This is a genomic window from Nonomuraea glycinis (genome assembly GCF_014646515.1).
Classification (GTDB): Bacteria; Actinomycetota; Actinomycetes; order Streptosporangiales; family Streptosporangiaceae; genus Nonomuraea; species Nonomuraea glycinis.
This window is the reverse complement of record NZ_BMNK01000001.1, coordinates 710192-722019: the sequence shown is the minus strand read 5'-3', so window position 1 is coordinate 722019 and position 11828 is coordinate 710192. Positions and strand designations below refer to the sequence as shown.

The window sequence follows — 11828 nt, the reverse complement described above, 5'->3', positions numbered from 1 at the left end:
CGACGCCTGAGCCCCGGCCGCACCACGGTGTCACCTTCCCTCGGCCCCGCGAAAGGCCGAGGGAAGGCCCGTTCGGAACGTGAAAGCAGGCCCGTTCGGAGCTTGAATGTTAGCGCTAACGCGCCTTGTTTCCTGACCATGAACAGTGAATCGGAGAACACGGTGAAATCCAGACCCCTTGCCGTCCTCGCGACGGTGGCCGCCTTACTGGCGAGCCTGTTCGTCGCCCTTCAGGCGCAGTCCGCCCATGCGGCCACCATCGACACCAACGCCTGGTACGTCCTGGTCAACCGCAACAGCGGCAAGGCCCTGGACGTGTACAACCTGTCCACCGCCGACGGCGGCCGCATCACCCAGTGGACCAGGAACGACCAGAACCAGCAGCAATGGCGGTTCGTCGACGCCGGCGGCGGCTATTACCGCATCGCGTCCCGCCACTCCGGCAAGGTGCTGGACGTACATAACTTCTCCACCGCCAACGGCGGCGCGATCGTGCAATGGGCCGACCTCAACGGCACCAACCAGCAGTGGCGGCCGGCCGACAGCTCGGACGGCCATGTACGGCTCATCTCGCGCCACAGCAACAAGGCCCTGGAGGTCCAGGGCGCCTCCACCGCCGACGGCGCCAACATCGTCCAGTATGACGACTGGGGCGGCGCCAACCAGCAATGGCGACTCGTCCAGGTCGGCGGCGGCGGCGACCCCGGTGCGTGCGATCTGCCGTCGACGTACCGCTGGACGTCCACCGGCCCGCTGGCGAACCCGAAGTCGGGCTGGGTCTCGCTCAAGGACTTCACCGTCGCCCCCTACAACGGCAGGCATCTCGTCTACGCCACGACGCACGACACGGGCACGCGATGGGGTTCGATGAACTTCAGCCCCTTCACCAACTGGTCCGACATGGGCTCGGCCGGCCAGAACACGATGTCCGCCTCCACCGTCGCGCCCACGCTCTTCTACTTCGCCCCGAGGAACCTCTGGGTGCTCGCCTACCAGTGGGGCGGCACCGCCTTCTCCTACCGGACCTCCAGCGACCCCACCAACGCGAACGGCTGGTCATCGGAGCAGGTGCTCTTCTCCGGAAGCATCTCCGGCTCCGGGACGGGACCCATCGACCAGACCCTCATCGGTGACGGCACGAACATGTACCTGTTCTTCGCCGGGGACAACGGCAAGATCTACCGGGCCAGTATGCCCATCGGGAATTTCCCGGGCAGCTTCGGCACGACCTCGACGGTGATCATGAGCGATTCGACGAACAACCTGTTCGAAGGAGTTCAGGTCTACAAGCTCCAGGGCCAGAACCGCTACCTCATGCTCGTCGAGGCGATCGGCGCGCAGGGCCGCTACTTCCGCTCGTTCACGGCCACCAGCCTGAACGGTTCGTGGACCCCGCAGGCCGCGACGGAGAGCAATCCCTTCGCCGGCAAGGCCAACAGCGGCGCCACCTGGACCAACGACATCAGCCACGGCGAACTGGTCCGCAGCAACGCCGATCAGACCATGACCGTCGATCCCTGCAACCTGCAGTTGCTCTACCAGGGACGCAACCCCGGCTCCGGCGGCGACTACGGCCTCCTGCCCTACCGGCCGGGCGTGCTGACGCTGCAGCGCTGACGGCGTGACACGGGTCCGGCTCGGACACCGTTTCGGGGCGGCCCCGGCATTGCGGGCCGCCCCACACCGCGTGACTAGACTGCCGCCATGACCACGGAGTCGTCCCGTCTCACCATTGCTCAGCTCGCCGAGCTGGCCGGCGTTTCCACCGCGACGGTCTCCAAGGTCGTGAACGGCCGGTCCGAGGTCTCATCCGAAACCCGCGCCGCCGTGGAGGAGCTCATCCGCCGGCACGGCTACCGCCGCCAGCGCCGCCGCTCCACGCCGACGGCCCTGGTGGAGCTGGTCTTCCACGCGCTGGAGGGCGAGTATCCCGTCGAGATCACCAAAGGGGTGGCGCAGGTCGCGCGTGAGCACGACCTCACGGTGGGGTTATCGGATCTGCGCCGCGACCGCGCCGCCGCGGACGCCTGGCTGGAGCGCGTGCTGCGGCACCGCCCGAGCGGTGTGATAGCCGTGTTCTCCGGCCTGACCGAGCCCCAGCACGAACAGCTCGCCCGCGCGGAGATCCCACTGGTCCTGCTGGATCCGGCCGGCGCCCCCGCGCGGAACATCCCGTCGGTCGGCGCCGGCAACTGGAACGGCGGGCTCACGGCCACCCGCCACCTCCTGGAGCTCGGGCACCGCCGCATCGCCATCATCACCGGGCCCGACTCCGCGCTGGCCAGCCGGGCCCGGCTCGACGGTTACCGGACCGCCCTCGACATGGCCGGCCTGCCCGTCGACCCCGAGCTGATCGGCCGAGGGGACTTCTTCATCGAGCGCGGGCTGGCCGAGTCCCACCGCATGCTCCGCCTGCCCGACCGGCCGACCGCGATCTTCGCCACGAACGACGGCCAGGCCATCGGCGCCTACCACGCGGCCCATCAGCTCGGCCTGCGCATCCCGGACGATCTCAGCGTGGTCGGCTTCGACGACCTGCCGACGGTACGGTGGGCCATCCCGCCGCTGACCACCATCCGCCAGCCCTTCACCGAGATGGCCGCCGCGGCCACCTCGATGCTGCTGACGCTGAGCCAGGGCGAGCCGCTGTCCCAGAGCCGCGTCGAGCTGGCCACCGAACTCATCGTCCGCGAGAGCACCGCACCTCCCAGCCTCCCACCCGCCTGAGCCGAGGCGCGGCCCCGAAGCGTGGTGTCCGCCGTGCACGTGAACGGTCAGACGGCCCCTTTCCGAACAGGGCGGCCAGGAGCGCGGTGGTCCGGCGGCCCTATCCGGACAGGGCGGCCAGGAGTGCGGTGGTCCGGGCCTGTTCCTCTTCGGAACCGAGCAGCACCGCCACGAGCTCGGTCGCGCCGGCGTCGAACAACCGGCGGATCTGACGTTCGACAACGGCCTCGTCGCCGATGATCACCGTGTCCTGAGGGCCGGCGGCATGACCGCGGTCGAGCATGGCACGGTAGACGGGCAGCTGCCCGACCATCGCGAAGTTCTCGGTCACCCACGCCCGGTGATCGTCCTCGCGGGAGGTGACACAGACCACGGTGCTGGCCACCACGCGAGGCGTCCTTGCGCCCGCCGCCTTGGTGATCACCGGCACGACGTGCTCGGCGAGCGCGGACGCGGTGGCCCAGGTCGTGACGGTGCCATCGGCCAGCTCACCGGCCACCCGCAACATCGCCGGACCGAGCGCCCCGACCAGCACCGACGGCGGGGCCACCGCCACGTCGACCGCACCCACGGCCGTGAGCGTCTCGCTCCCGTAGGAGACGCTCTCCCCCCGCAACAGCGGAACCAGCACGGACAGATACTCACGAAGGTGACGGGCGGGCCGGTCGAAGGAATACCCGTACTGCTCCTCGATGATGTGCCGGTGGCTGACCCCCAGACCCAGACTGAGCCGCCCGCCCACGACCTCCTGCACGGTCAGCGCCTGCGCCGCCAGAACCAGAGGGTGCCGGGGATAGGTAGGCACCACCGCCGTACCGAGCTCGACCCCCGGCGTCCGGCACCCGGCCACAGCCAGGGTCGTCAGCGCGTCCCGGCCGGTGCGCTGACCCACCCACACCCCCGCGAAGCCCGCCTTGGCCGCGCCCTGAAACTGATCGACGACCGCCTCCAGCGACGGCCCCATCTCATCTACGAACACTGAAATACGCATCAAATCACCCCAAGGTTGTCGACAGTGAACTTCCTGGCCGTTGTCAGCCGACGTGGGCGATGTCCAGCTCCCTTTCCCGGATGGACCTGTTGTTGCTTCGCAGGGAGCGCAGGCCGTTACCGATCACCGGGAGCTGGAGGCCGCGCGCGATGAGGGGCCGCAGGGCGATCTGCCGCTGGTTGCCCGGGGTGAAGAAATGCCGCTGTTCGACACCGTTGGCCTGGTAGTAGGACATGTGCGGGCGGAGCTGTGCCTCCCAGGCGTGCAGCGCGCCGCGGATGTCGCCGGCGTGACGGTGCAGCATGGTGCCGAGCAGGTCGGCTCCGGCGAGCCCGGCGGAGATCCCCATGGCGGCGTACAGGCTGGGGCACCAGGCGGAGTCGCCGACCAGCACGACCCGGCCGTGCGACCAGGTGTCCATGCGGGGCTGCTCCACCGAGTCGAACAGGAACGCGTCGGTGGCGTCGAGCGCGTCGAGCGCCTCGCCGAGCAGCCGGCCCGTGAGCTGGGGCCCGTACGCGGCGCGGACCCGTTCGGCGGGCGGGCCGATGAACTCGGCGTCGACGTCGTCGGTGCGGTAGGAGAAGAGCACGGTGGGCGGGTGGTCGGCGAACGGAAAGACCCACGTGGCCCGGCCCGTCTCGAGAAGACAGGCCCCCTCGTGCGGGGAGAGCCCGCCGACCGGGCCAGGCAGCGTCGTCGCCGCGATCATGTAGCCGAGCCGGTGCAGAAATCTGTCGTGCGGGCCGAAGACGAGACGCCGGACCGTGGACCGCAGCCCGTCGGCGCCCACGACGAGGTCGTATCGCTCGGTCACGGATCCACCGTCGTGTTCGAGCGTCACCTCGGCGCCGGCGGCGTCCTGCTCGATGTGGGTGGGGGTCGTCGCGTAGCGGATCTCCACGTCGTCCGGGAGCGCGGCGAACGCGGCCCGTTCCACGTCGCCGCGGAGCATCATGCGCGGCGAGACCGGCAGATCCCCGAACCCCAGGCCGGGTCGGCGGACGTCGTGGCGATCCACCGTGTAGGTGATGCAGCCGGACGGCGATCGGTCGGGGAGTGCGTCGAGAATGCCGAGTCGCCGCGCCGCGGCCTGGCCGGCGCCGAACAACATGACGAAGTAACCGCCCGATCGACGGCCCGGCGCTCTTTCCACGATCACCGGTTCCCAGCCGATGCGCCGGAGGCCGATCGCCGTGGCGATGCCGCTGACGCCGAGCCCCACGACCAGGGCCCGCTTCCTGCTGCTGCTCAACGAAGTCATGGCTTCCTCCATTCGGATGGGCCGGCTAGGGGACGAAGACGATGCGGTCGTCGGTCTCGGCGGTCCACGCCCGCGCGACCTCTGCGAGGGGTACGGCGCGGGCTCGTACGTCGATCGAGCCCGCGGCCACCGCCGAGGCCAGCTCCGGCAACTCGGCGAGGATGTCGCGGGCGGGGACCGAGCCGATGCCGCTGCCGACGATCTGCACGCGGGCGGAGCGCAGGGCCGCGGAGGGGATCGGCGCGGTCTGGCCGGCGATCGATCCGATCTGGATCCAGGCCAGCGGGGCGGTGCGGTCGGCACGGAGGGTGAGCATCGGGATCAGGGCGCCGGCGGCGGGGTCACCCCACAGGTAGTCGATGACCACGTCGACGTCGGCCGCGCGGCCGATCTGGTCGAAGGTGATCGTCTCGTCGGCGCCGAGCGCGGCCAGCGCCTTCAGTCGGGTGGTGTCGCGGCCGGCGGCGATGACGTGGGCGGCGCCGAACAGTTTGGCGATCTGGACGGCCATCCGTCCGGCGTTGCCGGTGGCGCCGAGGACGAGGACGCGCTGACCGGCGTGGAAGTCGACGCGGCGGCGCAGCGCGATCCAGGACGACATGGCGGGGTTCATCGCGGCGGCGATCCGCACGGGGTCGATGCCGTCGGGCAGGATCACGCTGCGGCGAGGGTCGATGAGGGTCCGGTCGGCGAACGTCCCCAGAGCGGTGTCGTCGAGGACCACGTAGCGGAGGTTGCCCTCCTCGTCGCGTACCACGCCGTCGACGCCGGGGACGAGGGGTCGGGGTGGTCGCGGTAGACGGGCGTCGCGTCAGGGGCGGGGATGACAGCAGCGTGCATGGTGAACTCCGGAAATTGGTTTGTTTTGCCAACCACTTCATAATGGTTGGCAATGCAAACCATGTCAACCGGCACCGCACGATCACTCCCGGAGGGTCACGCGGAACCGGTGCACCGAGGGGTCGTTGACGCGGAAGGCCGGTCTGCCGGAGAGAGCGTTGACGAGCTCGACGGCGGCCTCGCGCCCGGCGGCCTCACGCGCCTCCACCGTCTGGCCGGCCATGTGCGAGTACACCGTGATGCCCTCGACACAGCGCAGCACGCTGTCCTGCGGGAGCGGCTCGACCTCGCACACGTCGAGGGCGGCACCGGCGATGGCCCCGTTGCGGACGGCCGCGGCCAGCGCGTTCTCGTCGACGATCGCCCCGCGTGCGGTGTTGACGAGCAGTGCGGCCGGCTTCATCAGGCTCAGGGCCCGGGCATCGATCAGGTGGCGGGTGGCGGGTGTCAGTGCGGTGTGGACGGACACGACGTCAGAGCGGGAGAGCAGGGTGTCGAGGTCGACGAACTCCACGTCAGGTGCTGGCGCGCCGGGGTCCGGTGCGATCGCGGTGCGGCACAGCACGGTCATCCCGAACGCGCGTGCCAGCGGCACCACCGCGCGTGCCGCCGCGCCGAACCCGACCAGGCCGAGTGTCGATCCCCGCAGCTCGTGTCCGTCCGTACGGGGCCAGCGGCCTTCGGCGACGCCCACGGCCAGCTCGACCAGACGCCTTGACGAGGCCAGGATCGCCCCCATCGTGAACTCCGCGACGGCGTTCGCGTTGATGCCCGGCAGGTTGCTGACCAGGATCCCCAGCTCCGAGGCTGCGGCGACGTCGACCGAGTCGTAGCCCACCCCCGACCGTACGACGGCCTTCAAGGTCGGCGCCGCGGCGAGGACGTCGGCCGTCATGGGCTCGTTGGCGATGAGCGCGCCGTCGACACCGTCGAGCAGTCCGACCAGCTCGTCGCGATCGCGACGCCCGCGCAGCGGCGCGTGCACCGTCTCGTGCCCATGCTCGCGCACGTACACGTCGACCGGATCGCCCGGCTTGAGGTAGTCGGTGGTGATGAGGATGCGGGACATCGGTCGAGCACTCACTTTCGGCGAAGACAGCGGAGGCAGCGGAAGCGGAGGTAGCGGAAGCGGAGGCGGAGGCGGAGGTAGCGGAAGCAGCGGAAGCGGCGGAGACGAAGGCAGCGGTCGCCGGCGTGGCCGTGACGGCACTCGCAGAAATGTAATGGCGGGACCTCGACGGGATAACCCCCGCCGGCGAAAGGTCACCTTTCACCAGATCGAGCTCAGCCCAGCCGCTCAGGCAGTCGTTCACTCATGAAGTCCAGGACCGCCGTCACCCGTGCGGGGACATGATCGGTGTCGGTGTGGAGCGCGTACACGTCCGCGGCGGGGGTGGGCACGTCCGCCAGCACCCGCACGAGCCGCCCGTCCTTCAGCAAGGGGGCCACCTGCCAGGTGGAGCGCATGATGAGGCCGCGGCCCTCAAGTGCCCAGCCGGTCACGATGTCGCCGTCGTTGCTGGACAACGTGCCGTTGACCCGGACGCGGAACTCCTCCGAGCCGCGGCCGAAACGCCACAGCGCGTAGTCACCGTAGTTCTCGCGAAGCAGGATGCAGTTGTGGTCGGCGAGCTCGTCCACCGTGCTGGGCGCGCCGTGCTCACGCACATATGCCGGGGACGCGCACACCACGCGCCGATTCTCCGCGAGCCGCCTGATCCGCAGGGTCGAGTCGGGCAGCGGACCCACGTGAATCGCCACGTCGAACTCCCGCCGATGCGGGCTGACCGGAAGGGGCGTCGTGGTCAGCTGCACGTCGAGATGCGGATGATGCGCGCCGAACTCCCCCAGCAGCGGGCCGACATGCGCCCGTCCGAACCCGAGGGTCGACTCCACGACCAACGACCCCCGCAGGTCCCCCGAGCCGCCGGAGATCTCCTCCTCCAGCCGCTGGACATCGGCGAGGATCGGGCCGATCCCCTTCGCGAGAACGGCTCCTTCGGACGTGAGCGCCAGCTTACGGGTGCCACGACGAACGAGCTGCACACCGAGGCGCTGCTCCATCGCGGCGAGACGCTTGCTCACCACAGGGAGGGAACACCCCAGCCCGCGTGCGGCCGCCGTCAGCGTCTCGCTCGCGGCGACGACCGTGAAGAATCTCAGGTCGTCGACAGACTCCGGCACAGCCGACCTCCGCCACCCGTCTTTCCTGGAGCGAAAGCCTACCTTCCTCGATGGACCCTAGGTCCGAGGTGACGACCTGCGTACGGTGATGATCCAGGCCGGTCAGGTGACCGGCGGTGACCCCCATCAGCGAAGAAGGTACGGATCCATGTCTCGCAGTTATCGCATCGCCGTCATCCCGGGTGACGGGATCGGCGTCGAAGTCGTGCCGGAGGGCCTGCGTGTCCTGCGCCGGACGGCGGAGCTCTACGGTTTCACCGTCGAGACCGAGCAGTTCGACTTCGCCAGCGCCGCGTATTACCAGGCGCACGGCGAGATGCTTCCCCCGGATTGGCACGAGACCCTCGTGGGGTTCGACGCGATCTTCTTCGGCGCGGTCGGCTGGCCCGAGGTGGTCCCCGATCACGTCTCGCTGTGGGGAAGTCTGCTGAAGTTCCGGCGTGAGTTCGACCAGTACGTCAATCTCCGGCCGGTACGCCTGCTGCACGGGGTGGTCAGCCCGTTGCGCGATCGAACGCCGGAGGAGGTCGACTTCTACGTCGTGCGGGAGAACACCGAAGGTGAGTACTCCAGCATCGGCGGACGGATCTTCGAGGGAACCGACCGGGAGACCGTGCTCCAGGAGACCGTGATGACACGGATAGGCGTGGATCGCGTCCTCCGATACGCCTTCGAGCTCGCACGACAGCGCGAGAAGAAGCATCTCACCTGGGCGACGAAGAGCAACGGGATCTCGATCTCGATGCCCTACTGGGACGAACGCGCGGAGACGATGGCCGGGCAGTATCCGGAAATTCGTGCGGACAAGTATCACATCGACATTCTCACCGCGAATTTCGTCCTCCACCCCGACCTTTTCGACGTCGTCGTGGCCAGCAATCTGTTCGGCGACATTCTCTCCGACCTCGGTCCGGCCTGTGCCGGCACGATCGGCATCGCGCCCAGTGCCAATATCAATCCAGAAAGGACTTTCCCCAGCCTTTTCGAGCCCGTACACGGCTCGGCGCCCGACATCGCGGGCCGCGGCATCGCGAACCCGATCGGCCAGATCTGGAGCGCCGCGATGATGCTCGACCACCTCGGGGAGCACGCCGCCGGCGAAGCCATCGTCGCCGCGATCGAGGACATTCTCGTGGACGGGTCGGTGGCGAAGACCCCTGACCTGGGCGGCAGCGCCACCACCGGCCAACTGGGAACCGCGATCGCGGAACGCCTCCAGGCCCCCTGAGCCGTCGGGCGGCGGCCCGACCGCCATCGCCACGCCCAACGAGTTGGTGGTCAGGGCTCCTCGCCGGGCCGGCCGGATGAGGACGATCCGGCGGCCGGCGGCGACCGTGACACAACCATGACACGGCGCTGACGAGGCGGGGACACGATCGGCCGACAGTGAAGGGCGTTGACCGGCGCCTGTGCCCCAGCGGCGGGTCCGGCTGTCTCCGCGCCACTGAGGAAGGCTGATCGATCGTGACTGAACGCATGCGCGTGGCCGTGCTGGCGGGAGGGCCGTCCGCCGAGCACGAGGTGTCGCTGCAGTCTGCGCAGGCGGTGCTCGACGCTCTGCCGAAGGACCGGTACGAGCCCGTCCCCGTCATCATCGACCGGCAGGGCAGGTGGCCGGTGGAGCTGCGGCGCGATCTGGCGGACGTGGTCTTCCCCGTGCTGCACGGGCCGTTCGGCGAGGACGGCGTCGTCCAGGGTCACCTGGAGACGCTGGGGATCCCGTACGTGGGCTGCGGCGTGCTCGCCTCGGCCGTGGCCATGGACAAGGTCGCGATGCGGCGCGCGTTCCTGGCGGAGGACATTCCTGTCACCCCGCATGTGTGGTTCACCGAGCAGGAATGGCACGCCACCACCGACCCCTGGAGTCTGGTGAAGCCGCTCGACTGGCCGATGTACGTCAAACCGGCCGCCATGGGCTCCTCCATCGGCATCTCGCGGGTCACCTCCATGGAGGACCTGTGCGCGGCCGTGGACCTGGCGCTGACCTACGGCCGGGTGGTCATCGTCGAGCAGGAGGTGATCGCGCGCGAGCTCATCTGCGGCGTGCTCGGCGGCTATGACACTCCGGACGCCTCGGTGCCCGGCGAGCTCATCGTGCCCGGGGACTGGCTGGACTATGAGGCCAAATACCTCAGCCCTGCCGAGATCGCCACCATCCCCGCCGTGCTGCCGGAGCGTGTGGCCGAGGACGTACGCGAGCTGGCCCTGCGCGCGTTCCGGGCGATCGGCGGCTACGGCCTGTCCCGCGTCGACTTCCTGTACGAGCAGGACACGGGACGCCTGTACGTGCTGGAGATCAACACGATGCCCGGTTTCACCTCCCGTTCCGTCTACGCCAGGGCCTGGGCCGCCAGCGGTGTCCCGTACCCGGACCTGCTGCGCCGCCTCATCGACCTGGCGCTCACCAGGAGCGGCTCGTGACCCCCATGACGCTGAGCGAGATCGCGCGGGTCGTCGGCGCGAGCCCGCACGACGTGCGCGACCCGCGGGCCCTGGTGACGGCGCCCTCGGCGGTCGACTCCCGCGAGGTGGTGCCCGGCGGCCTGTTCGTCGCGACGGCCGGCGCCCGCGTCGACGGGCACGCCTACGCGGCGGCCGCCGTCGCGGACGGCGCCGTCGCCGTGCTCGCCTCAAGGCCCACCGGCGTGCCCACCCTCGTGGTCGAGGACGTCCAGCTCGCGATCGGCCTGCTGGCCAAGCACGTGCTCGAACGGATCGGGCCGACCGTGATCGGCCTGACCGGCTCCGTGGGCAAGACCACGACCAAGGACCTGCTGGCCCAGGTGCTCGAACGGCACGCGGCGACGGTCGCCACCGACAGGTCGTTCAACAACGAACTCGGGCTGCCGCTCACCGTGCTGCGGGCCGACGCCGGCACCCGCTACCTGGTGCTGGAGATGGGCGCGGGCCGGAAGGGCGACCTGACGTATCTGACCGGGATCGCCCCGCCCCAGGTCGGGCTGGTGCTCAATGTCGGCACGGCGCACGTGGAGCGGATGGGCGGCGGGCAGGCCGACGTGGCCGAAGCCAAGGGCGAGTTGGTCGCGGCGGTCGCGGCGGACGGGTTCGCCCTGCTCAACGCCGACGACCCGTACGTCATGGGGATGGCCGGCCGCACCAAGGCCCAGATCTTGTTGTACGGCAGGTCGGCGAAGGCGCCGGTGCGCGCCGAAGACGTGCGGCTGGACGGGCGGGCGCGACCCGCGTTCGAGCTGGTGACGCCCGCCGGCCGCGCCCCGGTCGAGCTCGACCTCATCGGCGAGCACCAGGTGAGCAACGCCCTGGCCGCCGCCGCGGTCGCCACCGCGCTCGGCCTCGGCGTCGCCGAGATCGCCGATGGGCTGAACGCCGCGCGGCGGCGCTCCGGCGGCCGTCTGGAGATCGTCGAACGACCTGACGGCATCACCGTCGTCAACGACGCCTACAACGCCAACCCCGAGTCCATGCGGGCCGGACTGCGGGCGGTCAAGGCCCTGGCCGGCGCTCGTCGTACCGTCGCCGTGCTCGGCGCGATGGGGCAGCAGGCGGAGGCTTCGCGCGCCCGGCACGCGGACGTGGGCCGGCTCGTCGCCGACCTGCGCTTCGACGTGCTGATCGCGGTCGGAGCCGGAGATCCGCTCGCGATGGCGAGAGCGGCGGAGTCCGCGGGCCAGGGCGTGGCGGTCCATGCCGTCGAAGACGTGGCGGGGGCCATCGAGCTGGCCACCGCGCTCGTCGAGCCGGGAGACGTGGTGCTCGTCAAGGCCTCCAGCGAGATCGGGCTCAGCGCCTGCGCCCGTGCGCTGGCCGGCGCCTGACCGCCTGACCACCTGACCGCCTGAC

At 70.1% G+C, this 11828-nt stretch carries 10 protein-coding genes; 5 read left to right on the top strand and 5 right to left on the bottom strand.

The annotated features are described in order from the left end of the window. The first annotated feature begins 162 nt into the window (after positions 1 to 162). Both IEY87_RS03335 and IEY87_RS03330 read left to right on the top strand, forming a co-directional pair. Positions 163 to 1617 carry a non-reducing end alpha-L-arabinofuranosidase family hydrolase gene (locus IEY87_RS03335; RefSeq protein ID WP_372462237.1) on the top strand — a complete coding sequence of 485 codons (1455 nt, stop codon included), beginning with the start codon at positions 163 to 165 and terminating at the stop codon, positions 1615 to 1617. Positions 1618 to 1704: 87 nt separating this feature from the next. Beyond that, positions 1705 to 2727: a LacI family DNA-binding transcriptional regulator gene (locus IEY87_RS03330; RefSeq protein WP_189136946.1), complete on the top strand. Its 1023-nt coding sequence runs from the start codon at positions 1705 to 1707 to the stop codon at positions 2725 to 2727. Positions 2728 to 2827: 100 nt separating this feature from the next. Here IEY87_RS03330 and IEY87_RS03325 read toward each other — a convergent pair whose 3' ends face one another. The 5 genes from IEY87_RS03325 to IEY87_RS03305 all read right to left on the bottom strand — a co-directional run bounded on the left by IEY87_RS03325 (position 2828) and on the right by IEY87_RS03305 (position 8006). Then, on the bottom strand, positions 2828 to 3718 hold the full coding sequence (locus IEY87_RS03325) for a TIGR03564 family F420-dependent LLM class oxidoreductase (protein ID WP_189136945.1): 891 nt from the start codon (positions 3716 to 3718) through the stop codon (positions 2828 to 2830). Between the two features lie 43 nt (positions 3719 to 3761). Then, positions 3762 to 4982, bottom strand: a complete 1221-nt coding sequence (locus IEY87_RS03320) for an FAD-dependent monooxygenase (protein ID WP_189136944.1) — start codon at positions 4980 to 4982, stop codon at positions 3762 to 3764. Positions 4983 to 5007: 25 nt separating this feature from the next. Then, positions 5008 to 5739, bottom strand: coding sequence for a quinone oxidoreductase family protein (locus IEY87_RS03315; RefSeq protein WP_225276790.1), 732 nt, complete (start codon positions 5737 to 5739; stop codon positions 5008 to 5010). Positions 5740 to 5904: 165 nt separating this feature from the next. After that, positions 5905 to 6891, bottom strand: coding sequence for a phosphoglycerate dehydrogenase (locus IEY87_RS03310; RefSeq protein ID WP_189136943.1), 987 nt, complete (start codon positions 6889 to 6891; stop codon positions 5905 to 5907). A 215-nt stretch (positions 6892 to 7106) separates the two neighbouring features. Next, positions 7107 to 8006 (bottom strand): LysR family transcriptional regulator, encoded by a 900-nt coding sequence (locus tag IEY87_RS03305; protein ID WP_189136942.1) that lies wholly within the window; start codon positions 8004 to 8006, stop codon positions 7107 to 7109. Positions 8007 to 8154: 148 nt separating this feature from the next. Between IEY87_RS03305 and IEY87_RS03300 the strand changes: the two genes are divergently transcribed. The 3 genes from IEY87_RS03300 (at position 8155) to IEY87_RS03290 (ending at position 11803) form a co-directional block, all read left to right on the top strand. Next, entirely contained in the window at positions 8155 to 9234 is a 1080-nt protein-coding gene (locus tag IEY87_RS03300) for a tartrate dehydrogenase (RefSeq protein ID WP_189136941.1), read from the top strand. 236 nt (positions 9235 to 9470) lie between these two features. Next, positions 9471 to 10427 (top strand): D-alanine--D-alanine ligase family protein, encoded by a 957-nt coding sequence (locus IEY87_RS03295; RefSeq protein WP_189136940.1) that lies wholly within the window; start codon positions 9471 to 9473, stop codon positions 10425 to 10427. A gap of 5 nt (positions 10428 to 10432) precedes the next feature. Beyond that, entirely contained in the window at positions 10433 to 11803 is a 1371-nt protein-coding gene (locus IEY87_RS03290) for a UDP-N-acetylmuramoyl-tripeptide--D-alanyl-D-alanine ligase (protein WP_225276884.1), read from the top strand. Positions 11804 to 11828 lie beyond the last annotated feature (25 nt).

Coding starts and splice junctions, on each gene's coding strand:
- IEY87_RS03320 (WP_189136944.1), bottom strand. CDS start 4,982: ATGACTTCGTTGAGCAGCAGCAGGAAGCGGGCCCTGGTCGTGGGGCTC.
- IEY87_RS03300 (WP_189136941.1), top strand. CDS start 8,155: ATGTCTCGCAGTTATCGCATCGCCGTCATCCCGGGTGACGGGATCGGC.
- IEY87_RS03325 (WP_189136945.1), bottom strand. CDS start 3,718: ATGCGTATTTCAGTGTTCGTAGATGAGATGGGGCCGTCGCTGGAGGCG.
- IEY87_RS03330 (WP_189136946.1), top strand. CDS start 1,705: ATGACCACGGAGTCGTCCCGTCTCACCATTGCTCAGCTCGCCGAGCTG.
- IEY87_RS03290 (WP_225276884.1), top strand. CDS start 10,433: ATGACGCTGAGCGAGATCGCGCGGGTCGTCGGCGCGAGCCCGCACGAC.
- IEY87_RS03310 (WP_189136943.1), bottom strand. CDS start 6,891: ATGTCCCGCATCCTCATCACCACCGACTACCTCAAGCCGGGCGATCCG.